The sequence below is a fragment of the Onishia taeanensis genome (assembly GCF_900100755.1).
In the GTDB taxonomy this organism is placed as follows: domain Bacteria; phylum Pseudomonadota; class Gammaproteobacteria; order Pseudomonadales; family Halomonadaceae; genus Onishia; species Onishia taeanensis.
In genome coordinates, this window is the sequence record NZ_FNCI01000001.1 from 295,317 (window position 1) to 319,288 (window position 23,972).

The window sequence follows — 23,972 nt, forward strand, 5'->3', positions numbered from 1 at the left end:
CGTCCTCTTGGGGCTCTTTCCCTCGAGGCCAGCGCATCGCATCTGTACCTCATTACCCATATGAGACCGACGCCCCGGCTTGCCCACAGCAGCCGGGGCGTCGTCGTTTGTGCACGCCATCACCCACCCCGCGCCAGGAGTTCACGCCATGATGCTCGCCGACCCGTCCAGTAAATATCGTCCTTTTGTTGCCGTCGATCTGCCCGATCGCCAGTGGCCCAGCAAGCGCATCGAGACACCGCCGCTGTGGTGCAGCGTCGACCTGCGCGATGGCAATCAGGCACTGATTGATCCGATGGATCTCGAGCGCAAGAGGCGTTTCTTCGATCTGCTGGTTCAGGTGGGTTTCAAGCAGATCGAGATCGGTTTCCCGTCCGCCTCGCAGATCGACTTCGATTTCGCCCGCGAGCTGATCGAGGATGACCTGGTGCCGGACGACGTGACCATCCAGGTGTTGACCCAGGCGCGCCCGCACCTGATCGATCGCACCTTCGAGGCCCTCAAGGGCGCGAAGAAAGCCATCGTGCACGTCTACAACGCCACCGATCCGGTATTCCGCCGCGTGGTGTTCAACGTCGACAAGAGCGACTGCATCAAGATTGCCTGCGACGCCACCGCGCTGATTCGCCAGCGCATGGAAGAGGCGCCGGAGACCGACTGGACTTTCCAGTACTCGCCGGAGCTGTTTACTACCACCGAGATGGATTTCGCCGTTGAGATCGTCGATGCGGTCATGGAAACCTATGGCGCCACGGCCGAGAAGCCGATGATCGTCAACCTGCCGGCAACCGTGGAGTGTGCGACGCCCAACAACTACGCCGATCAGGTGGAGTGGTTCTGCCGACACATCAGCCATCGTGATCATCTGATCGTCAGCGTGCATCCGCACAACGACCGGGGGACCGGCGTGGCCGCCGCCGAGCTGACCGTGATGGCCGGTGCAGACCGGGTCGAGGGCACCCTGTTTGGCAACGGCGAGCGGACCGGTAACGTCGATATCGTTACCCTGGCCATGAACCTCTACACCCAGGGCGTGCATCCGGCACTCGATTTCTCCAACATCACGCCGATCATGCGTGAGGTCGAGCACTGCAACCAACTGCCGGTGCACCCGCGCCACCCCTATGTCGGCGACCTGGTGTTCACCGCCTTTTCCGGGTCCCACCAGGACGCGATCAAGAAGGGCATGGCCGTGCGCCGCGACAACCCCGACGCGGTCTGGGAAGTGCCTTACCTGCCGATCGATCCGATGGATGTCGGCCGCAGCTACGAGGCGGTGATCCGCGTCAACAGCCAGTCAGGCAAGGGCGGCATCTCCTATCTGCTCGAGCAGGAACACGGCATCGAGCTGCCGCGTCGCCTGTCCATCGAGTTCAGCCAGGTGGTGCAGGAAGTGGCCGACCGCACCGGTCGCGAGATTACGTCCCAGATGATCTACCAGGCCTTCAGCGACGAGTACCTGGACAAGACCGCGCCTTTTGCCCTGATCAATCATCGCCTGTCGTCCGAGCCGGATAGTCCGCGGGTACATCTGGAAGCGGTGATCGAGCACAAGGGGCAGCGTCAGACCATTCAAGGCGAAGGTAACGGGCCGCTGGCCGCCTTTATCAAGGCGCTCGTGGCATACGGCGTGGATGTCGAGATCATCGACTATCACGAGCACTCCCGCGGCCAGGGCGCCGACGCCGAGGCCATCGCCTACGTCGAAGTGCGGGCTGGCGAGGAGTCGATCTTCGGTGTCGGCATCGACGAGAGCATCACCTCCGCCTCCATGAAAGGCGTGATGGGCGCGCTCAACCGTCACCTGGACGATGAGCCGGTAGCGGCTAACGTCACCGCTGAGAGCTTGGCTTGAAGCCTGAAGCCTGAAGCTTGAAGAAGAGACACCCCCATCGAAGGCCTCGGTGGGGGTGTCTTCATTGATTCTGACCTCAGGCTGTGATTCGAGCTTCGAGCTTCGAGCTTCGAGCTTCGAGCTTCGAGCTTCGAGCTTCGAGCTTCGAGCTTCGAGCTTACAAGGGCGTCTTGCTAGCCGCGCCGGGTACTTCGCGCACCAGTCGCGGCATCAAGAAGCCGGGTAGGCGATCCCGCAAGGCGTCCACCAGCGAGCGCGCTTCCTCATCGGGCACGTCAAAGTGGGCGGCCCCGCTCACCGGGTCGAGCACATGCAGGTAGTAAGGCAGCACGCCGGCCTCGAAGAGTCGCTCCGAGAGATCGGCCAGGGCCGATACGCGGTCGTTGACGCCGCGCAGCAGTACGCTCTGGTTGAGCAGAGTGACGCCGGCCGCCTTGAGTCGCGCACAGGCTGCCGCCACTTCCCCGTCGATCTCCTGGGCATGGTTGGCGTGTAGCACCACCACCTTCTGCAGCCGGCTGCTACCCAGCCATTCGAGTAGTGCGTCATCGATGCGGGCGGGGATCACTACCGGCAGCCGGGTGTGAATACGCAGCCGCTTGAGATGCGGGATCTCCTCGAGGCGTGCCACCAGCCAGGCGAGTTGGCGGTCGCTGGCGGCCAGCGGGTCGCCGCCAGAGAGAATGACTTCCTGAATCGAGGTATCGTCGCGCAGGTAGTCTAGCGTCGCCTGCCACTGCGCCCGGGAGGGCGAGTTTTCCTGGTAGGGGAAGTGGCGGCGAAAGCAGTAGCGGCAGTTGATGGCGCAGGCGGGGCTGGCGATCAGCAGCACGCGGCCTGCATATTTGTGTATCAGCCCCCGGCGCGGGGTGTGGTCCGCTTCCTCGAGGGGGTCAGCGACGAAGCCGTCCACGGCATCGGTCTCGGCGACCAGCGGTAGGACCTGACGCAGCAGCGGGTCGTCGGGGTCGCCGGGACGGATGCGAGAAAGATAGGCCTCGGGGACGCGCACCTCGAACAGGGCGTGACCGTCTCGGGCGCCGGGCAGGGCGCTCTCGCCAAGCCCTAGCCGGCGGCATAGCTCGACGGGATCGCGGACCACCTCGGCCAGCTGGCGCTGCCATGCAGGCGCGCTGGATGAAGATGAGGGCGGGGAGAGATCGCTTGCAATCTGCACATTGGCAGGGCTTCGGGTTATCATGCGCGCACACTATCATAGGGCGAGGGTCTGAGCCCGCGTCACATTTTCGATTCACGCCCGCCTCGTGGCCAGCGTGACCAACTATCGGTGAGGAATCATGGCGAACTATTCTACCAACGAATTCAAGGGCGGTCTGAAGGTGATGCTCGATGGCGACCCCTGCGCGATCGTTGAGAACGACTTCGTCAAGCCGGGCAAGGGCCAGGCCTTCAACCGGGTCAAACTGCGTAACCTGATGACCGGTCGCGTCTGGGAGCGCACCTTCAAGTCTGGTGATTCCCTAGAGGGTGCCGACGTACTCGAGCTGGAAATGGAGTACCTCTACTCCGACGGCGACATGTGGTACTTCATGAAGACCGACGGCTCCTTCGAGCAGTATGCGGTCGAGAAGCGTGCCCTGGCAGACACCGAGAAGTGGCTCAAGGAGCAGGTGCCCTACACCGTTACGCTGTGGAACGACAACGCCATCAGCGTAACGCCGCCGAACTTTATCGAGCTCGAAGTCACCGAGACCGATCCCGGCCTCAAGGGTGATACCGCCCAGGGCGGCTCCAAGCCGGCGACACTGTCTTCCGGCGCCGTGGTGCGCGTGCCGCTGTTCATCAACGAAGGCGAGGTGCTGAAGATCGATACCCGCTCCGGCGAGTACGTCTCCCGCGCTTGATGTCGAGCTCTGCCTGCGCTCGTAGCGGGCGCCAGGTTAGTGAGCCGCGTCCATTAAAGGCCACACTCTCGGGTGTGGCCTTTTGTTGTCTGGAGAACTATCGATGAGCATTGATTGGCAGCCTACCGCCGAGATCGCGACCCTACGCGAGCGAGCCCGTCTGACAGGGCAGGTGCGGGCCTTCTTCGCCGCCCGCCAGGTGCTCGAAGTCGAGACCCCGATGCTTGGCCATGGCGGCAGCACCGACGTACACCTTGACTCTTTGTCCTGTGAGGCGACGACGCCCTCAGGCCAAGAACGACTATGGCTGCAGACTTCTCCGGAATTCCATATGAAGCGGCTGCTGGCGGCCGGCAGTGGGCCAATCTTCCAGCTCGCCCGCAGCTTTCGCGATGGCGAGGTGGGCAGCCGCCATAACCTCGAGTTCACCATGCTCGAGTGGTATCGCCCGGGCTTCTCGCTTGGCGCCTTGATCGATGAGACCGATGCCTTGATTCGCGAGGTGCTGCCGGGTGATCCCGGTCCGCAGCGCCGTCACCGCTATCGCGATCTGTTTCGCGAGCGGCTTTCCATCGACCCCTTCACAGAAGCGCTCGATGGGCTGCGCAGGATGGCCAGTGATAAAGGTGGGCTCGACATGGAGGATGCGCAGAGAGATGACTGTCTGGACCTGCTAATGAGCCTGGTCATCGAGCCGACCCTGGGCCGCGAAGGGCTTGACGTGGTGATTGACTACCCGGCCAGCCAGGCCGCGCTTGCCAGGCGCCACCAGGACCCGGAAGACGGTGCTTGGGTGGCCTCGCGCTTCGAGGTCTATCGTAACGGGCTGGAACTCGCCAATGGTTATGACGAGTTGACCGACGCCAGCGAACAGCAGGCGCGTTTTCACGAGGACAATAGCACCCGCCGGGCGCTTGGCAAGCCAGAGGTGAATGTCGATGAGCGCCTTCTGGCGGCACTTCGCGCAGGCATGCCCTCGGGCAGCGGAGTGGCTCTGGGCCTTGATCGGCTAATTCAGCTGGCGCTTGGCAAGGGTAGCGTTGCCGACGTAATGGCATTTGCCGCGCCTCGCGCTTGACGGCGAGCGGGCAAGATCTTGCCCGCTGGGCAACTTCTTGCTCGATTCCAGGCAAGATCTTGCCCGCTCTTGTCATGGGTTAATTGGCTGAATTTTAATAAATGATTGATTCCTAAGGGTTGTCTTTAGTATGGCATTGGGGTTGCTCTAATCTGGCTGTCCACCGGACATCGCCACTCAACGTCAAGGAGCAGACACATGCCTACACCATGTTATATCAGCATCGAAGGCCAGACTCAGGGCAACATCACCGCCGGTGCCTTCACCCCTGAGTCCGTCGGCAACATCTATGTCGAAGGTCACGAAGACCAGATGCTGGTGCAAGAATTCAAGCACATCGTCACTGTGCCGACCGACCCGCAGTCCGGTCAGCCTTCCGGTCAGCGCGCTCACAAGCCGTTCATCTTCACCGTGGCCCTCAACAAGGCCGTGCCGCTGATGTACAACGCCCTGGCCTCCGGCGAAATGCTGCCCAACGTCGAGCTGAAGTGGTACCGCACCTCTGTTGAGGGCAAGCAGGAGCACTTCTTCACCACCAGCCTGACCGACGCCACCATCGTCGACATCAACCTGCGCATGCCCCACGCCCAGGACACCAACAAGTCTGAGTTCACTCAGCTGATGGATGTGTCGCTTGCGTACCGCAAGATCGATTGGGAACACACCGTCGCCGGCACCTCCGGTTCTGACGACTGGCGCGCCCCGGTCGAGGCCTAAGGCCTTGCTCTGACGGTGCCTCTCCAATGCTCGCGCCGGCGGGCACCGTCTTCGTCGCCAGGGCCTTGGCCCTGGCGGCGGCATAGGTAAGCGTTTGCCTATAGATGTTGTCAGCGATCACTTACATATGCCGTCGACGCCTTGTCATGGCGAACCGCACGCGTAACCTATTGCTGCCGCCAGCCATTTGCGCTGGCGGTCTGCGTAACGGACACGGCCTCCAGGAGGGATGCCATGCGTCAGCCCAAGGGACTCCAGTTTACTCTGAGCCTTGCCGGTCTTCCCCGCGAGCCGGGCCAGGCCGAGCTTGCGGTAATCGACTTCGCTTTTGAAGAAGCGCTCTCGGCGCCTTTCCATTTGCGGGTGCGCTTTGCCAGTCGTGCCGCCGATCTTTCCCCCGAATCACTGCTGGATCGCCCGGCGAGCCTCACCGTGTGGCAGGATGGCGAGGCCCAGCGCCGCGTCCACGGCATCATCAGTGAGTTTGGCCGTGGCGACCGTGGCCATCGCCGAAGCCACTACGAAGCGATCATTCGTCCCTCGCTGTGGCGCCTCTCGCTGCGTCAGAACTCGCGCATCTTCCAACACGTCTCGCCGCTGACCATCATCAACACCCTATGCGAAGAGCACGGCCTGACCGACGTGGCCTTCGCCGTGACTCGCGAGCCCGAAGAGCGCGAATTCTGCGTGCAGTATCGCGAGACCGATCTGGAACTCATCGAGCGCCTGGCTGCCGAGGAAGGGTTGTTCTACTTCCATGAATTTGAAGATTCTGACCTTGGCGCCCATCGGCTGGTGTTCGCCGACGACCCCCAGGTGCTCACCGGGCTTGGCGAGCGCAGCTATCACCATCGCGCTGGCGGCAGCGCGCCCAAGCGCCACCTGCGGCGGCTGACCCAGACCGCCCGGGTGCGCCCGGCCCGCGCCCAGCTCAAGGACTATTCGTTCAAGCAGCCGGCTTACGCCCAGCTCCACGACCACCAGGGCCAGGGGTTGGAGCAGCACAGCCAGCGGTCGGACTACGAGCACTACGATTATCCCGGCCGCTACAAGGCCGACGCCTCCGGCCAGGCTTTCACCCGCCACCGCCTCGAGCACCTGCGCCACGACGCCTTGACCCTGGATGGCGAGAGCGACCTGCCCGAGCTTTCCCCGGGCGCGCGCTTCACCCTGGCCGATCATGACGTCGGCGAGTTCAATCGCGGCTGGCAGGTCATCAAGGTGGTCCACGAGGGCGAGCAGCCCCAGGCGCTGGGCGAAGATGCCGCTCAGGCTCAAGGCCGGCAGTCAGGCGCGCAAGCCATGACGCGCTACCACAATACCCTGAGCCTGACCCCTGACGACGCCGCCTGGCGCCCCGCGCCCCAGCCCAAGCCGCGAGTCGACGGCCCCCAAGTGGCTTTCGTGGTCGGCCCCGAAGGCGAAGAGATCCACTGCGACGAACACGGCCGGGTGCGCTGCCAGTTCCCCTGGGATCGCTACGCCGAGCCCAACGAGACGGCCAGCGCCTGGCTACGGGTCAGCCAGGACTGGGCCGGCGGCGGCTACGGCATGATGGCGATTCCGCGTATCGGCCACGAGGTGATCGTCTCCTTCCTGGAAGGCGACCCCGACCAGCCGCTGATTACTGGCCGCACCTACCACGCCGTCAACACTCCACCGTATTCGCTGCCGGAGCACAAGACACGCACCGTGCTGCGCACCCAGACCCACCAGGGCGAGGGCTTCAACGAACTGCGTTTCGAGGACCAGCACGACCAGGAACAGATCTGGTGGCATGCCCAGAAGGACCTGGAACTGCTGACCGAGAACGACCGCACCGAAGAGGTCCGCCGCGACAGCGATCTCAAGGTCAAGCGCGACCGCATCGCCGAGATCGACCGCGACGATCACCACAGTGTGCACGGCGAGCGCCGCGAGAAGAGCGACGGCGCCCAGCACCTGACCATCGACGGCAGCCTGCACCTCAGCGCCGGCCAAGCCTGGCTCACCGAGAGCGGCCGCGAGCTGCACATCAAGGCAGGCCAGAAGGTGGTCATGGAAGCCGGCAGCGAACTAACTCTTAAGGCCGGTGGCAGCTTCCTCAAGATCGATGGCAGCGGCATCACCATCGTCGGCCCCAGCATTAAGGTCAACGCCGGTGGCAGCCCGGGTAGCGGCACCGGCCAGGGCGCCCAGGCGCCGCTGTTGCCGGAGGAAGCCACTGAGGTCGGACACAATCGCATAACGGCGTATCGCCAGTCGCCAACTGAGGAAAGTGAGTTGGTTCCCTTCGAGGAGTTGGGGCCGAAAGAATTGATTGTCGACGTGATTGGTGGTGGCGAACCGGCCGGACAAGTACGGCTGCACAAGGGCCGCTCGCATAGCGAAGGAGAGCCGACATGAGCGAAGAGCTGAAATCGCTCGAGGACGAAGAGATCGACCTCGGCACTCGCCGTCGCACCGAATACAGTGATGATGAGAACGGCTCCCTGGTACTGATGATCCCCAAGCGCCAGGGAGGTGAGATTCTTATTCCCTTGCTGGAAGGGGCCAGAACCACCCAAGAAAAAGGCAGCTACCAGGACAATACACTGATACGTGTGCGTCCCCTGGCCGAGCTGAACGGGGAAGTGCCATCTAAGCAACAGGGCGTCACGACCTATACCGGTAAGTCAGTGGCCATGCTGCGGCCTGGATTTCTCTATGTCTTCTTTCGTGGCAAGCTGTGGAGAGAGCTGGAAGTCGATGACATGGGGCAACTGAGCGATGTCGATGTCTCAAGGTATCGCCGTGAGGCTGAGAACGGGGCGGTGCCCAACGACCGCGACAGTGAGGGGCAATGGCTCTCCGACATACTGCTACCGGTGCTGCTGCAGGGCCAGTCGACGCTTCAGGAGGTGCGCTTTGCCTATAGTGAGATCGCCTGGAGTTGGCCGCGAATTGAATGGCTTGAGCAGCATGAAGGCGATTTGACGAAACGCACTGATTCTGTGGGTCAGGCTTACGCTGCCGCTCTTGCGCCATCTCTTACCTTTGCCAACGGTTCTTCCGCGCAACGTGTCGAGTCGGCCCCAGAGGTACGGCAGCGTGACCTGGGCATCGAGTTAATGCTTGCCGACCCTGCGAATTTCACACCGGACTATACCGCTCCGAATGACGATGATCTCTGCCAGCGTCTGAAGATGCTTTGGGCGCAAGCCGGTGAAACCCAGCGTTCTGAGACCCTGACTCTCGAGGCCGAAGGCGGTGAAGATCTGCTTGAGAGCCTGCGCTCCACGCACGGCATAGTGGCGTTGGCCTTGCCTGACCCTTTGTTCGAGCTGCGCCATGCCTTGGTCCAACTCCACCTGGCCATGCACTATCTGGACGGTCTGGACAGCACCCTACAGGACAAACCGCTAGGTCACTCGGCCAAGCTGGTTCGGCAGGCGCTCTTCGAGGAGCGTCCGAATGGCCAAGCGAGTGAGCTTGAGAAGTATCGAGAGGCCATAGATCAAGCCGAACTGGATAAGGTGCTTGATCAGGCAGAGCGCGAACAGGCACTAGCCAGCATCAAGCAACGAATCGATGCTATCGAAATGCTGGTTCAGGGGCGTCAGCTAACATCCATACTGCGCGACTTCACCAGTCACGAGGGGCTTGGGGTTTGTGAAAGCTATGCCCTCTGTGGAGACCTGCTCGGCGTCCTGCAGCAACTTCCCGGTATCCTGCGTGATCAAGGAGATCGAGATATCGCAGGAAGGATACCTGACCTCCTCAATAGATTGCTGACCGATGAAGAGATGCTTGCCCTGTGGAGTGAGGCTGAGGCATCCCGGGGCGGTTCTGATGCGGCTAACGCCAACGATGGCAGTGGTCGTTTCCGTCAAGATTTCCTTGAGACGTTGGCCAATGATGATAGCGAGATAGATGACCAGCAGATCGAGGGGCTTGGCCTACAGTCACTCGGCATCATCGCGCAGTCAACCGAGGATGAAGGCTCATCTGCTTCTCCTTTGGCACATGTTTCCGTGGTTTATGCAGGCAGGGTCAGTGGGCTGCTAAACAATGTGCTGGACAAGTGGAGCCAGGCAGTGCTGAAGGCCGCCAGTCAACTTGCGGAAGATGTAGAGGTCATCAAGTTTCAGCGTGTTTTCACGGCCGTCGGGTTACATGCCAACCTGATCAATCGTAACCTGAACGGTGAGCTTCGGGTTATGCCTCGCGGTGCCGTGGATCATTCGCGGTATGTCATCGTGGGGGTGCACGGCAAGAATTTGCGTTGGGGGCTTACGCCCTCTGATCGTCAGAGCAGTGCAATGACCCGCAACCAGCACTATCTGTATGCCGATCAGCGTGGAGCAGGAGGCAGGCTGCTGGCTTCCACCAGCCCTTCACGTATGGCTGATGAACTTGAGGAAGCCATTCGCAGAGCGGCGGGTCATACCCTGGTATTTGTGCTGCCGGTAGAGCACCCAGAGGCGCTAAAATTCAGTGCCTTACGCTTACACTTGGCTGAGGGCGCCAGGACTGTGGTCGATGGCCCGGCGATGTCTGGAGTGCTGGTGGGGCTAGCAATTTATAATCTTATCGTTGAATCAACTCTCACGATAAAAGCATTGCGCGACGATAAGTTTACCGCATTACAAGGCACCAAGAGCTTTGGCGCATTAGTTGATCTCAGTGCCGCGACAATGAAATTACATACAGTTCTCTATCCAGAAGCGAGCTCGGCGGCAGGACACTTTGTCCAGCGAACTTGGTTCGATTTGAAGCGTTGGCCATTGATCGGCGCCAGGCTGGCTAGGGTCGGTGCCGGTACTATTGCCAAAACTATTGGCTTGGTCAATTTTGGTGCCGGTTTGATCACAGTTGGCCTCAGCGGTTGGGAGCTTCGCAACAGCCTCGTCCGGGGAGATATTGACGCTGCCTTAGGACATGGCATCGCCATGGCGGGTGGGGCTCTCTTCCTGGCCGCTCCATTGATGGCTGGCTTGTTAATGGTGCCAGGCTGGGGTTGGGTGTTGCTTGGGCTTGGGATGGCCCTAGGCGGTGGTAGTTATGCCAGCTTTGCTCAAGATGATCCCTTGGAGCGACTACTCAAGCAGGGGCCGCTTGGCACCTACCCTGATCAAGACGTCGTGGGCGTTGATGATCAGACTTATTATCCACAGCTACTGACTCGGTTCTGTCCGATTCGGATACAGGCACAGAGTGTTGCCAATATGCCTAGAGACGAGGTTGACGCCCTGCGCCATGATGGTGCCAGACCGGCAGATGATATCTCGCCTCAGGATTATGTGGTGACGGTGACCACGCCGCTGATCAGTCGTTTTCGTATTGGCGAGTCTATGCGTCTGCAGGTTCAAGAGTTGGAGTACAGCCTGAGTACTACCAGTGCTGGCGGTAGCTCCACCAGCTCGCTGTTCGTCGACAAGGTGCGGGAGTTGCGCCGTGTCGAGAAACGGCAGGTGTTACCCGAAAAAAGTGCCGTACGCTTTCTTGCGCGTCGCGAGGTGATGCCCTCGCATAGTTCCGGTATCTTTGGCAGTAAGATGAGCAATGGCGCACTTAGAGTAGCCGTGCAGGCTCATATCGATACTGAACTGGGCTCAATGGTATTGCCGACACCCTCTCTGGAGAAATATGAAACTTTTCAAGCAGGAGATCATGGCCAGCCGCCTGAAGTCGAAACCGGCTACCAAAACCCGATAATAGACATGATGGCATCAATGTTTATGGGCCAAGATACGACTCCTTATTGGTCGATCACTGAGGTAGAGGTAAGGCTATGAGTCTACAAGCATCGTCCTATGAGACGGCGCCCTATCGTGCCGATGCTGTACCGCCGTTGCCCGCACCTCAAAAGGCCCGAGAACGGGTAGGAGAGGATCTGCTTCCATTTGGTGATTACGCGAGCATAAATCCCTACCAGCAGATCTGCGACGATGCGGAATTGGTGCAGCATCAGGAAAATGAGGAACCGAATTTTTATAAATCCCAAGATTGGTGGTGGGACCATCAGCGAATTCGGTTTCTTAAGAGCCAGACAGGATTATCCATTCTCCTTATGACTGTTCCTTTTATATGGTTCTTTATTTTGCTTGTTTCTGTGCTAATGATTGGTCTAGAGGCTGCGTTTTTTTTTGAAAATGAATATGTTGCAACATTTTCAATGATGGCGATTTTTGTGCTTGGTTTGTTTTTAGTTTTTCTCTATGGACCGACTTCAACTCAGTGGATAATGAGTAAAATGGCTTGGCTTATTAAGCCATTAAGGTCTTTTGTTGAGCAACGCTTAGATCACTACACTGAGGATCGCTGCAGTGAATTTAGCCGCCAAACTGGGTTTGTCAGCATGGCCCAAGGAAAAAAGAAAGCTCCTCTTGTGGCCCCCTTTATAGAGTTCGATGGTTATGTCGAGCGCGTTATTCAGCGTGGCGGGGTGTTCTACAAGCTAATGCTGGTACATCGCTACACAGGGAAAGAGTTCCACCATACGTCGTTCAGCCAGACGGTGATGCACAAGCAGGAAGTGCACGCCCAGTGGGATATGCTGCAACGCTACATGGATGTCTCACAGCCCCTGCCTGATGTGCCGCGCCTGGAGCCCTTCCGGGATCGCGACCCCGTGACCGCAGAGCATGACCGCAAGACGGGGCGTAACCCGCGTTACTGGCGTGATCTGGATATCGAGGCCTGGAAAGAAGGAGAGGGTGCCGACCTGCTCAAGGCTCAGATGGACTACCCCTGGCAAAAGCAGCAGTGCCGGTTGACGCCGATGCTTGGGAAAATCGAGATGTCACAGTATCGCGAGCAATTTGCCGAGGGGGCGGTATAACGGCTTCAGCTTCTACACCTGCTTCTGGCGCCTATTGCGCGAAGGACTTTCCTGCGCCTTTGACCGACCCAAGCGATATCCCGGCCGGAGCACGTAACGTGCCTGATTTTACCGAGGTCGACCAGACCTACTGGGCCGACGAGACGAACGATAAGGATGAAGCTGAAGATGGCTGAGACGCCCCAGTACTATGCCGAAGACGCCTATACCCCGGATCGCCTTCGGCGGCGCCTCGAAGGCGAGTGCCAGCACTCCCGCAAGTTTCGCACCTTCGCTGCTGGCGGCGAACGCCTGGCGCACCGCAATCCCAGTGTAGATATCAGCCCGATGCACGAGTGGCAGCACAATAGCCCGCAAAAGCTGCGTGAATACGAGGCTGATCCGACCGTAGCCAAACTCAAGGATCCTGAATATCGGGTCGATCAGCCGTTGCGTTGGGATGAGGAGTGTATTCGCTTTACCAGCCATACCAAGCGGGCCTTTATCTTTGGCATGGCAAGAGCCTTTGGGTTGTGCCATTGTTTTTTGTTGGTTCTATTATTTTCGCTTCCATCGATGCTAACAATGCTAGGTATGGGGGTTGGGTAAGTAATTTTTTTAAATTTTTTGATTTGTTTTTCCCCATCCTGTTTTTTTTGGTTTTTTTTGGTTTTTTTTGTTTTGTGGGGGGAGCATCGCTAGTACAGCGCCTTGCCCCCAACTTCGCCGCCGGCATGCAGCCTGGCCCTATGTGGGAACTGAATCGTCGCACCGGCCTGGTGACCGTCTTCACCGATCCCAGCAAGAAGCGCACCGCCTGGCAGGTCGCGGATGTGCGGCCTTTTTACGAGTTCGACTGCCACCTGCTGAGCACTCCGGACCCGCAGGGCTCGCCCCAGTACTCGCTAAGCCTGGTGCACCATCTCGACGAGGTGCAGGTGCGACTGGTGGGGATGTTCGGTGCCACCCAGAGCCACCTCGAGCAGCGCGCCAACTGGGACATGCTGCAGCGCTATATGGACGTGTCCCAGCCGCTGCCGGACTTCCCCATGCTGGAGCAGGATAGACCGGCCGACCCCACCACCCGCGAGCATGACAGCGAAGCCGGTCGCGACCCGCGCTTCTGGCGTGACATGGACGACGCCACCTATGAGCGTTACGTCGAGGATCAGCAGGGCAAGATCAACGCGGTCTATCTGTGATGGTGCCTAAGGAAGCGATAGCGGTGCCGGAGGAGGCCTATGCCGAAGTCGCCTATACCCCGGATCGCCTTCGCCGGCGCTCCGAAGGCGAGTGCCACCACTCCCGCAAGTTTCGCACCTTCGCCGCCGGCGGCGAGAGCCTGGTGTATCGCAACCCCAGCGTGGATATCAGCCCGATGCATGGCTGGCAGCACAACACGCCGAAAGAACTGCGTGAGCGCGAGGCAGATCCAGCCATGGCGAGGTTCGAGGATCCCGAATACCGGGTCGATCAGCCGTTGCGTTGGGACGAGGAGTGTATTCGCTTTACCAGCCATACCAAGCGGGCTTTTTTCTTTGGCATGGCAAGAGTATTAGGTCTAGGAGGGTTGTTTTTTGCTTTTCCGGTTTTTTTAGCCACCACAACATTCTTGGCTATTGATATGGCTAATCAGGCGAGGTACGGAGGTTTTTTCTCCAACTTTTTTAGTTTTCATGGCTGGTTAATTCCCTTTATTGCGTTTGCTATTTCTTTCATTCTCTGGAGTGGGGCTGCGCTGGTACAGCGCTTTTCACCCTATTTCGCCGCTGGTATGCAGCCAGGCCCCATGTGGGAACTGAATCGCCGCACCGGTGAGGTGACTGTCTTCACTGATCCCAGCAAGAAGCGCACTGCTTGGCAGGTCGAGGATGTGCGGCCCTTTTACGAGTTCGACTGCTATCTGCTTAGCACCCCGGACCCGCAGGGCTCGCCTCAGTACTCGCTAAGCCTGGTGCACCATCTCGACGAGGTGCAGGTGCGCCTGGTGGGGATGTTCGGTGCCACCCAGAGCCACCTCGAACAGCGTGCCAACTGGGATATGCTGCAGCGCTATATGGACGTGTCCCAGCCGCTGCCGGACTTCCCCATGCTAGAGCAGGATAGACCAGCCGACCCCACCACCCGGGAGCATGACCGCTACACCGGCCGCGACCCACGCTTCTGGCGAGACATGGACGACGCCACCTATGAGCGTTACGTCGAGGCTCAGCAGGGCAAGATCAATGCGCTCTATCTGTGATGGGACGAGGGAGTTGGTGACGATGCCGGAGGAGATCTATGCCGAAGACGCCTATATCCCGGATCGCCTTCGGCGGCGCTCCGAAGGCGAGTGCCGGTACTCGCGCAAGTTTCGCACCTTCGCCGCTGGCGGCGAGCGCCTGGCGCACCGCAATCCCAACGTGGATATCAGCTCATAGGCAACTCTAAGGCTTGCTGGATAGAAAGCCTTAGAGGTGCACTTAGCCCAAGTGATGTTCGCTTTGATATTGCCGTCCCTTCCCGGCGTCTCCGTTGGCGAATACCTGGAGCATGATGTGGATGGCGGTGATAGGTTCGCCATCTAGAGCCGTCATCCCTCAGCACCACTAATCCCCTTCCTTACACCGCCGATTTAAGCACGTTGGCTGAGATCGTTTGCTGGTCTCTTCCGTTTATTCACTGGTCCCCCATGGCGCAGTCTGTTGCCTCAAGCTCCCAGGCGCTGCCTTTGAGTGGCCAGCAGGCCCAAGCAGAACGTGAATGCAGCACAGAGCACATCTGTCGTGTTGCTTGGCTTTCCACTCTATAACGTGCGGCCTTGAAGACCCTGAGGGCACTTCTCATTCGCGAACGTCCTACATTTAGATTATCTCATGTGCGACGTTTCAGTCACTTGGCGTGAGATATCTCTTACAAAAAGGCATGGCGCTTACAAACGCAGCTGCTTATCCAGTCGGTTTTTTAGGAGTTCGTGAGCGTTGGAGGATTTTCGATCTCATGGTGTGGTTTGCTGGAGCCAGGAATTCCTGCTGCAAGTGGATTAGGCGCCCTCGACAGTTAGTCGAATGATGGTAGCCTCGCGCCACTTATTTGGGCCTGTCGAGCGAAACATCTTCGCCATTCGACGGGCAGAGGTACGTTTGCTGTGGCTCGTGCGCCTTGATTCGGTGAGTTGCCGTATCGAGGGGCTAGCTCTAGCAACCTCAACTTGAGTCGCCATTCGTAGGGAGAAGCTTCGCCATGTCCAAGGAAGGGTCCGTCGCGCCTAAAGAGCGCATTAATATCAAGTACGTTCCTGCCACCGGTGATCAGCAGGCTGAGACCGAGCTGCCGCAGAAGTTGCTGGTGGTTGGCGACTTCAAGGGCGGTGCCGAAGAGACGCCGATTGAAGAGCGCGAAGCGGTCTCGGTAGACAAGAATAACTTTCAGTCGGTGATGCGCGAGGCCGGTCTTGGCCTGCAGACCAGTGTGCCGAATCGTCTTGAAGAGGGTGCCGAAGAAGAAGGCCGTGACCTGGCAGTGGAGCTCAAGTTCAACTCCTTGCAGGATTTCGCGCCGGATAACGTGGCGCGCCAGGTGCCCGAGCTTCGCAAGCTGGTTGAACTGCGCGAAGCCTTGGTGGCACTGAAAGGCCCGCTCGGCAATGTGCCGGCTTTCCGCGAGCGCTTGCAAGCGCTTATCGAAAGCCCCGAGGCTCGGGATCAACTGTTGAGCGAGCTCGAGCTGTTCGACAACGACGCTTCTTCAGACGAAACCTGATAACCCACGCACGGAGGCGAGGCATCCATCATGACCGAATCCACACTTTCCAAGTCCCAGGCCACTGAAAGCACCGAGGAAGCCTCCCTGCTCGATCAGGTGATGGCGCAGACGCGCATGGCTCCTGCCGATGAAGGCTACGATGTGGCCAAGCAGGGCGTGGCAGCCTTCATTGGTGAGTTGCTCAAGAGCGATGATAAGCAGCAGGTCAATAAGTCGGTTGTCGACCGGATGATTGTAGAGCTGGATCGCAAGATTGGCCATCAGGTCGATGAAGTCCTGCACGACAAGGAATTTCAGCAGCTGGAATCGGCCTGGCGTGGCCTCAAACTGCTGGTTGATCGCACCGATTTTCGTGAGAACATCAAGCTCAACGTGTTGCACGCCACCAAGGAAGAGCTTCTCGAGGACTTCGAGTTTGCCCCCGAAATCGGCCAGAGCGGGCTGTACCAGCACGTCTATGCCGCCGAGTACGGCCAGTTCGGCGGCGAGCCGGTAGCGGCGATGATTGGGCACTATGAATTCACGCCCTCCACACCGGACATCAAGCTGCTGCAGTACACCGCGTCAGTAGGGGCCATGGCTCATGCGCCTTTCCTCTCTTCGGTGGATCCGAGCTTCTTCGGCATCGACAGCTTCGAAGAACTGCCCAACATCAAAGACTTCAAGTCGATTTTCGAAGGGCCCAAGTACGCTCGCTGGCGCAGCCTGCGCGAGTCCGAAGACGCTCGCTACCTGGGCCTGACCGCGCCACGTTTCCTGCTGCGCATGCCCTATGACCCGGTGGAGAACCCGGTCAAATCCTTCCACTACGAGGAATCGGTCAGCGAGAGCCACGAGCATTACCTGTGGGGCAATACCGCGAACCTGCTTGCTGAACGCCTCAATGACAGCTTCGCCAAGTACCGCTGGTGCCCGAATATCATCGGCCCGCAAAGCGGCGGGGCAGTAGAAAACCTGCCGGTACATACCTTCGAAGCACTGGGCCAGGTGCAGAGCAAGATTCCGACCGAGGTGCTGATCACCGACCGTCGTGAGTTCGAGATGGCCGAAGAGGGCTTCATTTCGTTGACCATGCGTAAGGGTAGCGACAACGCCGCCTTCTTCTCGGCCAACTCGGTGCAGAAGCCCAAGACCTTCCCCAACACGCCAGAAGGGCGCGAAGCCGAGACCAACTACAAGCTCGGCACTCAGCTGCCCTACATGTTCATCGTCAATCGCCTGGCCCACTACATCAAGGTGCTGCAGCGCGAGCAGATCGGTTCCTGGAAGGAACGCCAGGACCTCGAGCGCGAGCTCAACACCTGGATCCGCCAGTACGTTGCTGACCAGGAGAACCCGCCGGCAGACGTGCGCAGCCGCCGTCCGCTGCGTGCCGCTTCGGTGAAGGTCTCTGACGTCGAGGGCGACCCGGGCTGGTATCAGGTGTCGCTGGCGGTGCGTCCGCACTTCAAGTACATGGGCGCCAACTTCGAACTGTCGCTGGTGGGACGCCTCGACAAGGACTGAGCCCATGACCGCCTTCAGGGATCGAAGCGGACCACTCGGCGCCCGGTTGTTCGAGCGCCTGTCGGCACCGGGGCGTCCGGTGCCGACAGGCGACGAAGCCATCGAGGCCACCCTGGTCTCGATCAAGCGTCACTTGGTCGACCTGCTCAACAGCCATCCGGGGCACAGCGAATCCGCTCCGGCGCTGGGGTTGCTCGACTTCAACGATGCCACCCTTGGCGTGCTGGACCTGGAACTCAAGGTCGAGCGCGCCATTCGTGAGTGCATCGAGCGATTCGAGCCCCGTGTAAGCCAGGTCGATGTCGAGACGATGCCCAACGAGGGCGCGCCGCTTCAACTGCGTTTCCAGGTCCATGCCACCTTGGCGCTGGGCCGCGACTCGACGCAGACCACCATCGATCTGCTGCTCAATGACAAGCGCTACCAGTGCCTGAACTGAGACCGATATGCTGAACCGCTACTACCGGGACGAACTGGACTTCCTGAAGCGTCAGGGCCGGGAATTTGCCGAGAGCAATCCTGGGCTTAGCCGTTTCCTGTCCGAGCAGAGCACCGATCCCGACGTTGAACGTCTGCTCGAAGGCTTCGCCTTCTTGTCCGGGCGGTTGCGCGAGAAGGTCGACGATGAATTCCCTGAACTGACTCACTCGTTGATCGGCATGCTGTGGCCTAACTACCTGCGCCCAGTGCCGAGCATGACGGTCGTGCAGTTCACTCCGCACTGGCACAGCCTGAGCGGCGCCCAGGCCGTGCCCCGCGGTACCACGCTTGCGAGTCGTGAAGTGGAAGGCACGGCCTGCGGCTTTCGCACTTGCCACGAGCTGGCGCTGTATCCGCTGGCCCATGACGGTGTCTCTGCGCGCCATTCCCGCGAGGCGTCGGTGGTCGAGCTGGATTTAGCGGTTCACAGTGATCAGCCTCTGGATGCGCTGGGTGTCGACGACCTTCGCCTACACCTGGGTGGCAACGGTTATACGGCGCGCACCCTTTATCTGTGGCTCAGTCATTATCTGGCCGGAATTGAGCTTGAGATCGACGGCCAACCCCTGTCGCTGCCCACCCGCCTGCTGGCGCCAGTGGGGTTTGGCGCAGAGGATGCGCTGCTGCCGTATCCGCGCAACGTCTATCAGGGCTATCGGATCCTGCAGGAATACCTGTGTTTTCCCGAGGCCTTCCATTTCTTTGATCTCAAGCGTCTTGGCGATTTCCTGCCCGCGCATGCGGCCGAACGGATCACGCTGCGTTTTACCTTTTCGCGCACCCTGCCGGCGGATGCCCGAGTGGGCGATGAGAATCTGGCGCTGTATTGCGCGCCGGCGATCAACCTCTTTGACCATGATGCCGACCCGGTCGATCTGAGCGGTGAGCGCAGCGAATACCGTATCCGGCCGAGTAGCCGCTTTCCCGCTCACTTTGAGGTGTTCAGCGTCGACAGCGTGGAGGGCTGGCTTGAGAGCAGCAGTGGTCGCATTCGCGGTGAGCCGCGTCGCTACGTGCCCTTCGAAAGCTTCGAGCATCAAATCGAGCGTGACCGGGGCCGTGAGGCCCGTTACTACCGAGTGCGCGTCCGCGACAGCCTGCGCGGCGACGGCTTCGATCACGATATCGCCTTCGTGCGGGGCGACGAGAAGGCGTGCCTGGGGCTGCGCGAAACTATCTCGTTGAGCCTGACCTGTTCCAACCGGGAGTTGCCCGAGCGACTAGCGGTCGGGGATATCTGCGTGCCCACTGAAGATAGCCCGGCCTTCGCCGAATTTCGCAACATCACCCGGCCGACGCCCGCCATGCGGCCGACGCTCGACGGCAGCCTGCTGTGGACGCTGATCTCCAACCTGTCGCTGAACTATCTGTCGCTGCTCGACCGGGATGCGCTTTGCTCGGTGCTGCGGGTCTACGACTTCCGCGCCCTGGTCGACCGCCAAGCCGAACGCATCGCCCAGAAGCGTCTGGCTGGCATTATCGATATCCAGACTCAGCCGGTGGACCGGCTACATCGGGGCCTGCCGGTGCGCGGTCTGCGTTCCGAGATGACGCTGGACCAGGAAGCCTTCGGCGATGAGGGCAGCCTGTTCTTGTTCTCGAGCGTGCTGTCTCGGTTCTTCTCGCTTTATGCCAGCATCAACTCCTTTCACGAGTTGCGTGTCACCAATCTTCATAACCGCGAGCGCTACACATGGACCTTACAGTCGGGCCAGCAGCCCCTGATGTAGCGCTCGCCCCCCTTGTCGACGGGGCTCGGCGCTACGATTTCTATCAGCTGGTGGAGCTGCTCCACCGGCACCACGGCGATGACCTGGAGGGCGACCGCGAGGCCGACCCCGGCGCCGAGCGTGTGCGTTTGCAAGCCTCGGCGTCGCTGGGTTTTCCGGGCAGCGATATCGTCGCCCTAAAGCCCCGGGAAGCCGGGCGCTATGACATGCGGGTCAGCTTCTTGGGGCTGCAGGGCGCCCAGTCGCCGCTACCGGGCTACTACCTGGAATCCATGGCTCACGCCGAAGCTCATGGCGAAGGTGCCGCCGGCGACTTTCTGAACGTCTTCAACCACCGGGTGCTGTCGTTACTGCATCGCGGCTGGCGTAAGTATCGCCATCACGTGCGCTATCAGGACGGTGCGGAGGACGGGTTTTCGGCGGCCATCTTTGCCCTGGTAGGCCTTGCCGATGAGCGGCTTCGCGGCGATACGCCGATCAACTGGAGCAAGATGCTGGCCTTCGCAGGCCTGCTGGCCGGCCGCTCACGCTCGCCGGATGTGGTGTCGGGCATCGTCGGTCACTGCTTCGATCTCGATGGGGTCGAAGTCGAGTCCTGGGTGCACCGGCAGGTCGAGATTCCGCCCGACCAGCGCAGCCGCAGCGGCCTTGGCGGCGTGACGCTCGGCGAAGACATGGTCATCGGCAGCAGGGTCGATGACATCAGCGGCAAATTCGCGCTCTGCCTGCGGGGCCTGGACTTGCCCCGTTTTAGGGACTTCCTGCCCGATGGCCGCGACCACCAGGCGCTGCGCACCCTGATGGAGTTCGTGCTGCGCGAGCCCCTGGCCTATGACCTGGAGCTCGAACTGCTGGAGCGCGAAGTCCGCCCCATGCGCCTGGGCGAAGGGGGCAGTTGCCAGTTGGGCTGGACCACCTTCGTTCAGCCCGAGGCCGACGGCGAGGCCCGGCGTCGCCGGGTACGTATTCAGATGACACGGTGAACCCATGAACGTGACGCTCTCCCAGCAGCAGGCCATCACCCTGGTGGTCACCAACAGCGAACGGCTCGAGGGCCGCTCGACCAGCAGCCACGTCTTTTCCGCCGGGGGCGGCACCCTGGGCAGTGCGGCAACCGATGACTGGCTGCTGCAGGATCACGCCGGCCGGGTGCGTCCCGGGCACGCCGAGATCCAGCGCCTCGACGGTCGCTTCTGCCTGATTGACCGCTGCGGCCAGACCTTCGTCAATCGCGCCACTCTGCCCATCGGTCGTGAACGCCGGGTGGCCCTGCGTGACGGCGATGAACTGCAGGTGGGTGAGTACCTGCTGCGGGCGCACCTCGGCGATCGTCAGGCCGATACCGCCGGCGTCCAGCCGCTGGCGACCCTGGTCGACGAAGAGCACGAGGCGCTCGAGGACGCAGAGCTGGCGCCGACGCCGGCCAGGGTGACCCGCCCACAGCATGACCCGCTTGAAGCGCTGGGCGAGGCTTCGCCGGCACAGCGCCATCAGGACCCCATGGCCGCTCTGGCTGACGATGCCATTGCTGGCGAGAACGATCACCACGAACTGCTCGATGCCCTGGACGGGCAGGGCGGACCGGCCAGTGAGCCGGCCGCACCGAGGAACCGCCGCTACGAGGAACCTGACATGGATGAACGCTTGTTGAACGACCTGGAACGCTCCGTCGGCGAGCAGCTCGAAGATCGCTGGCAAGATGAGCCGGCGGTAGCGGATGCCAGCCACATCGGCGCTTCGCCGCTGCTGCAGACCCTGGGTGGTGAGCTGCGTTTTCGCGACAGCGCCGAACAGCATGCTTTTCTGGAAGAAGCCGGGCGCACGCTCAAGGCCGCGGTGGATGGCCTGCTGACGCTGCATCAGGCCCATGACGGCAGCCGTTATCCGTTGCGCGACCGTCGCCTGCAGCCTATCGAGGATAACCCGCTGCGCCTCGGCCAATCCTACGAGCAGACCCTGACCACGCTGTTCTCCGCCCAGCGCAGCCCGGTGCACCTTTCGGCGCCGGCGGCGGTAGCGGAATGTCTCGAGCATCAGCACCAGCACCAGGCCGCGGTGGAAGAGGCCATTGGTGTTGGTCTCAAGTCGATTCTCGATGCCTTCTCACCGGATGCCCTGCTCAAGCGCTTCAATGCTTACCGTGGTGCCGGGCGTCAGGGCGAGGACGAGGGCGGCTGGGCCTGGGAGATGTATCGCCATTACTACCAGGAGCTCAACTCCGGCCGTCAACAGGGCTTCGAGAAGCTGTTCTGGGAAGTCTTCGAACAGGCCTACGACCAGTCGGTCCGTCGCCAGCAGCGGGAGGAGGCATGAGGCGCTCCTTTTCCATGGCGGCCTGGCTGGTCCGAGGCCTGCCGTTACGTTGTCTGGTGCTGGGTGTGCTGCTGATGGCACTTTCCGGTTGCGCCTCGACCTTCGAGGCCGCCGGCAAGACCTATCAAGTGATGAAGGATCCCTCGATCCCGGTGGGTTACCCGGAAGACCGTCCGTCGCAGGTCGACTTGAGCATGCTGGCCGAAGCCAACATCAACCCCAACGCCGAGGGGGAGGGCACGCCAGTGCGCTTCCAGATCCTGCAGCTCAAGGACGATTCGATGTTGATGTCGGCCGACTATCGCCAGCTGCGCGATGATCTCGAGGAAGCGCTGGGCACCAACTACCTGACCCACGACGATTTCACCCTGCTGCCCGATCAATTCAAGTTCTATGAGCCCTTCGAGGTCGAAGAGGACACCCGCTATATCGGCATCATCGCCTTCTATGCCGAACCGAACCAGGCTCAGTGGAAGAAAGTGTTGCCGATTGACGCCCAAGGACGCGATTACCACCTGCTGGTGCATTTACTGGAGCGCGAAGCCGTGCTGAGGAAGGAGACCTGATGGCCAGTCGTAACCCTGTCGTCTGGAGCGAAGGGCTGTTTATCAAGCCCCAGCATTTCCAGCAGCAACAGCGCAGTATCGAGGGGCTGGTCGACACCCGCCTTCGCGGCGTCGGCGGCCATCTGCATGGTTTTTTGACCCTGACGCTCAACACCGAGTATCTGAGCTTCGGTCGCATCGCTCTGAGCCAGGCCAGCGGGGTCATGCCCGACGGCACGCCTTTCCGCCTGCCTGACGATGACCTGGAGCCGCCGGCCCTGGAAATTTCCGACGCCTCGGTCGCCAACCAGGTGGTCTTTCTCGGTGTGCCCCTGGCAACCGACGGGGTCGCCGAGGTGAGCTGGGAGGCCTCGTCGCTGTCTTCGCGCTACCGGGCCGCGCAGCGCGGCGTGCGCGACCTGCATTCGCGGGCCGGCGACCTGGCCGACCTGGACTTGGCGCGGGTGGCCCCACGACTATTGCTCGAGAACGAGGATCGCAGTGCCTATGCCTGCCTAGCCGTGGCGCGTGTCCTCGAGCGGCGGCCGGATGGCAGCCTGGTGCTCGATGAGGAATTCCTGCCGACCCTGCTCAATGTGCAGACGGCCCCAGTCCTGCAGCGTTTCGTCGGCGAAATGGCCGGGCTGATGCGCGAGCGTGCTCGCAACCTGGCCCAGCGCCTGGCAACTCCCAGCCAGTCCGGCGTCGCCGACGTGTCCGACTTCATGCTGCTGCAGTCGCTCAACCGCGCTCAGCCACGCTTTCAGCACCTGGCGCGGCTCGGTCATCTGCATCCCGAGCGCCTCTATGCCGACATGCTCGAGACCTGCTGCGAGCTGACCACCTTCACCGCCGAGTCGCGGCTGCCGCCGGAATTCCCGGCCTACGATCACGACCGGCCCGAGTCCGCCTTCCGGCCGCTGATGGAGAGCCTGCGCCAATCGCTGTCCACGGTGCTCGAGCCCCGTGCCATGGCCATCGAGCTGCAGTCGCGGCGCTTCGGCCTCAAGGTCGCCACCCTGGCCGACCGCAGCCTGCTCGACGATGCCGACTTCATTCTGGCGGTGCGCGCCGACCTACCGCCGGAGCGACTGCGCAAGCTGTTCGTGCAGCAGACCAAGGTGGCGAGCGTCGAGCGTATTCGCGACCTCATCAGCCTCCAGTTGCCGGGTATTCCGCTCGAGCCGCTGCCGGTGGCGCCGCGCCAGTTGCCGTTCCATGCCGGTTACACCTACTTCCGCCTGGACCGCCAGAGCGAAGCCTGGAGCATGCTACGCGGCGCCAGCGGCTTCGCTTTCCACGTCGCCGGCGATTTCCCGGGACTTGCCATGCAGTTTTGGGCGATCAGGAGCTAAGCC

20 protein-coding genes are annotated in these 23,972 nt (G+C 60.9%); 19 read left to right on the forward strand and 1 reads right to left on the reverse strand.

Features of this window, described 5'->3' with window-relative positions; genetic code table 11:
- Positions 1–148 precede the first annotated feature (148 nt).
- Positions 149–1,855 (forward strand): 2-isopropylmalate synthase, encoded by a 1,707-nt coding sequence (leuA, locus tag BLR71_RS01365; RefSeq protein ID WP_092522330.1) that lies wholly within the window; start codon positions 149–151, stop codon positions 1,853–1,855.
- A gap of 157 nt (positions 1,856–2,012) precedes the next feature.
- Here leuA and epmB read toward each other — a convergent pair whose 3' ends face one another.
- On the reverse strand, positions 2,013–3,056 hold the full coding sequence (gene epmB, locus BLR71_RS01375) for an EF-P beta-lysylation protein EpmB (RefSeq protein WP_092522332.1): 1,044 nt from the start codon (positions 3,054–3,056) through the stop codon (positions 2,013–2,015).
- A gap of 97 nt (positions 3,057–3,153) precedes the next feature.
- On the opposite strand from epmB, the gene efp reads away from it, so the two are divergent.
- The 18 genes from efp to tssK all read left to right on the forward strand — a co-directional run bounded on the left by efp (position 3,154) and on the right by tssK (position 23,969).
- Complete coding sequence (efp, locus tag BLR71_RS01380) at positions 3,154–3,720, forward strand: elongation factor P (protein ID WP_092522334.1); 567 nt, start codon at positions 3,154–3,156, stop codon at positions 3,718–3,720.
- 103 nt (positions 3,721–3,823) lie between these two features.
- Positions 3,824–4,798 carry an EF-P lysine aminoacylase EpmA gene (gene epmA / locus BLR71_RS01385; RefSeq protein ID WP_092522336.1) on the forward strand — a complete coding sequence of 325 codons (975 nt, stop codon included), beginning with the start codon at positions 3,824–3,826 and terminating at the stop codon, positions 4,796–4,798.
- Between the two features lie 198 nt (positions 4,799–4,996).
- Complete coding sequence (locus BLR71_RS01390) at positions 4,997–5,515, forward strand: Hcp family type VI secretion system effector (protein ID WP_092522338.1); 519 nt, start codon at positions 4,997–4,999, stop codon at positions 5,513–5,515.
- 234 nt (positions 5,516–5,749) lie between these two features.
- A complete protein-coding gene (locus tag BLR71_RS01395; RefSeq protein WP_092522340.1) occupies positions 5,750–7,900 on the forward strand; it encodes a type VI secretion system Vgr family protein in 2,151 nt (716 codons plus the stop codon).
- The gene (locus BLR71_RS01400; protein ID WP_092522342.1) at positions 7,897–11,271 is read left to right on the forward strand and encodes a toxin VasX; all 3,375 of its coding nucleotides are present in this window, start codon (positions 7,897–7,899) and stop codon (positions 11,269–11,271) included. The genes BLR71_RS01395 and BLR71_RS01400 overlap by 4 nt, the downstream gene beginning before the upstream one ends.
- Entirely contained in the window at positions 11,268–12,317 is a 1,050-nt protein-coding gene (locus BLR71_RS01405; RefSeq protein ID WP_092522344.1) for a polysaccharide biosynthesis protein, read from the forward strand. The genes BLR71_RS01400 and BLR71_RS01405 overlap by 4 nt, the downstream gene beginning before the upstream one ends.
- A 156-nt stretch (positions 12,318–12,473) precedes the next feature.
- On the forward strand, positions 12,474–12,905 hold the full coding sequence (locus BLR71_RS01410; protein ID WP_139172515.1) for a hypothetical protein: 432 nt from the start codon (positions 12,474–12,476) through the stop codon (positions 12,903–12,905).
- A 140-nt stretch (positions 12,906–13,045) separates the two neighbouring features.
- Entirely contained in the window at positions 13,046–13,498 is a 453-nt protein-coding gene (locus BLR71_RS01415) for a hypothetical protein (RefSeq protein WP_092522348.1), read from the forward strand.
- A complete protein-coding gene (locus BLR71_RS01420; protein WP_139172517.1) occupies positions 13,498–14,538 on the forward strand; it encodes a hypothetical protein in 1,041 nt (346 codons plus the stop codon). Before BLR71_RS01415 ends, BLR71_RS01420 begins: the two co-directional genes overlap by 1 nt.
- A gap of 22 nt (positions 14,539–14,560) precedes the next feature.
- Positions 14,561–14,716, forward strand: coding sequence for a hypothetical protein (locus tag BLR71_RS17590; RefSeq protein ID WP_175491595.1), 156 nt, complete (start codon positions 14,561–14,563; stop codon positions 14,714–14,716).
- A gap of 802 nt (positions 14,717–15,518) precedes the next feature.
- Positions 15,519–16,037, forward strand: a complete 519-nt coding sequence (tssB, locus tag BLR71_RS01425; RefSeq protein WP_092522352.1) for a type VI secretion system contractile sheath small subunit — start codon at positions 15,519–15,521, stop codon at positions 16,035–16,037.
- Between the two features lie 30 nt (positions 16,038–16,067).
- Positions 16,068–17,546 (forward strand): type VI secretion system contractile sheath large subunit, encoded by a 1,479-nt coding sequence (gene tssC / locus BLR71_RS01430; protein ID WP_092522354.1) that lies wholly within the window; start codon positions 16,068–16,070, stop codon positions 17,544–17,546.
- Between the two features lie 4 nt (positions 17,547–17,550).
- A complete protein-coding gene (tssE, locus tag BLR71_RS01435) occupies positions 17,551–17,985 on the forward strand; it encodes a type VI secretion system baseplate subunit TssE (protein WP_092522356.1) in 435 nt (144 codons plus the stop codon).
- Between the two features lie 7 nt (positions 17,986–17,992).
- Positions 17,993–19,756, forward strand: coding sequence for a type VI secretion system baseplate subunit TssF (tssF, locus tag BLR71_RS01440; RefSeq protein ID WP_092522358.1), 1,764 nt, complete (start codon positions 17,993–17,995; stop codon positions 19,754–19,756).
- Positions 19,720–20,739, forward strand: a complete 1,020-nt coding sequence (tssG, locus tag BLR71_RS01445) for a type VI secretion system baseplate subunit TssG (RefSeq protein ID WP_092522799.1) — start codon at positions 19,720–19,722, stop codon at positions 20,737–20,739. Before tssF ends, tssG begins: the two co-directional genes overlap by 37 nt.
- Positions 20,740–20,743: 4 nt before the next feature.
- Complete coding sequence (gene tagH / locus BLR71_RS01450) at positions 20,744–22,069, forward strand: type VI secretion system-associated FHA domain protein TagH (RefSeq protein ID WP_092522360.1); 1,326 nt, start codon at positions 20,744–20,746, stop codon at positions 22,067–22,069.
- Positions 22,066–22,635 (forward strand): type VI secretion system lipoprotein TssJ, encoded by a 570-nt coding sequence (gene tssJ, locus BLR71_RS01455; RefSeq protein WP_245696303.1) that lies wholly within the window; start codon positions 22,066–22,068, stop codon positions 22,633–22,635. Before tagH ends, tssJ begins: the two co-directional genes overlap by 4 nt.
- Positions 22,635–23,969, forward strand: a complete 1,335-nt coding sequence (gene tssK / locus BLR71_RS01460) for a type VI secretion system baseplate subunit TssK (RefSeq protein ID WP_092522362.1) — start codon at positions 22,635–22,637, stop codon at positions 23,967–23,969. Before tssJ ends, tssK begins: the two co-directional genes overlap by 1 nt.
- Positions 23,970–23,972 lie beyond the last annotated feature (3 nt).

What these genes read in the sequence shown, in the direction of transcription:
- leuA (WP_092522330.1), top strand. Translation starts at nt 149, where the DNA reads ATGATGCTCGCCGACCCGTCCAGTAAATATCGTCCTTTTGTTGCCGTC.
- epmB (WP_092522332.1), bottom strand. Translation starts at nt 3,056, where the DNA reads ATGATAACCCGAAGCCCTGCCAATGTGCAGATTGCAAGCGATCTCTCC.
- efp (WP_092522334.1), top strand. Translation starts at nt 3,154, where the DNA reads ATGGCGAACTATTCTACCAACGAATTCAAGGGCGGTCTGAAGGTGATG.
- epmA (WP_092522336.1), top strand. Translation starts at nt 3,824, where the DNA reads ATGAGCATTGATTGGCAGCCTACCGCCGAGATCGCGACCCTACGCGAG.
- BLR71_RS01390 (WP_092522338.1), top strand. Translation starts at nt 4,997, where the DNA reads ATGCCTACACCATGTTATATCAGCATCGAAGGCCAGACTCAGGGCAAC.
- BLR71_RS01395 (WP_092522340.1), top strand. Translation starts at nt 5,750, where the DNA reads ATGCGTCAGCCCAAGGGACTCCAGTTTACTCTGAGCCTTGCCGGTCTT.
- BLR71_RS01400 (WP_092522342.1), top strand. Translation starts at nt 7,897, where the DNA reads ATGAGCGAAGAGCTGAAATCGCTCGAGGACGAAGAGATCGACCTCGGC.
- BLR71_RS01405 (WP_092522344.1), top strand. Translation starts at nt 11,268, where the DNA reads ATGAGTCTACAAGCATCGTCCTATGAGACGGCGCCCTATCGTGCCGAT.
- BLR71_RS01410 (WP_139172515.1), top strand. Translation starts at nt 12,474, where the DNA reads ATGAAGCTGAAGATGGCTGAGACGCCCCAGTACTATGCCGAAGACGCC.
- BLR71_RS01415 (WP_092522348.1), top strand. Translation starts at nt 13,046, where the DNA reads ATGTGGGAACTGAATCGTCGCACCGGCCTGGTGACCGTCTTCACCGAT.
- BLR71_RS01420 (WP_139172517.1), top strand. Translation starts at nt 13,498, where the DNA reads ATGGTGCCTAAGGAAGCGATAGCGGTGCCGGAGGAGGCCTATGCCGAA.
- BLR71_RS17590 (WP_175491595.1), top strand. Translation starts at nt 14,561, where the DNA reads ATGCCGGAGGAGATCTATGCCGAAGACGCCTATATCCCGGATCGCCTT.
- tssB (WP_092522352.1), top strand. Translation starts at nt 15,519, where the DNA reads ATGTCCAAGGAAGGGTCCGTCGCGCCTAAAGAGCGCATTAATATCAAG.
- tssC (WP_092522354.1), top strand. Translation starts at nt 16,068, where the DNA reads ATGACCGAATCCACACTTTCCAAGTCCCAGGCCACTGAAAGCACCGAG.
- tssE (WP_092522356.1), top strand. Translation starts at nt 17,551, where the DNA reads ATGACCGCCTTCAGGGATCGAAGCGGACCACTCGGCGCCCGGTTGTTC.
- tssF (WP_092522358.1), top strand. Translation starts at nt 17,993, where the DNA reads ATGCTGAACCGCTACTACCGGGACGAACTGGACTTCCTGAAGCGTCAG.
- tssG (WP_092522799.1), top strand. Translation starts at nt 19,720, where the DNA reads ATGGACCTTACAGTCGGGCCAGCAGCCCCTGATGTAGCGCTCGCCCCC.
- tagH (WP_092522360.1), top strand. Translation starts at nt 20,744, where the DNA reads ATGAACGTGACGCTCTCCCAGCAGCAGGCCATCACCCTGGTGGTCACC.
- tssJ (WP_245696303.1), top strand. Translation starts at nt 22,066, where the DNA reads ATGAGGCGCTCCTTTTCCATGGCGGCCTGGCTGGTCCGAGGCCTGCCG.
- tssK (WP_092522362.1), top strand. Translation starts at nt 22,635, where the DNA reads ATGGCCAGTCGTAACCCTGTCGTCTGGAGCGAAGGGCTGTTTATCAAG.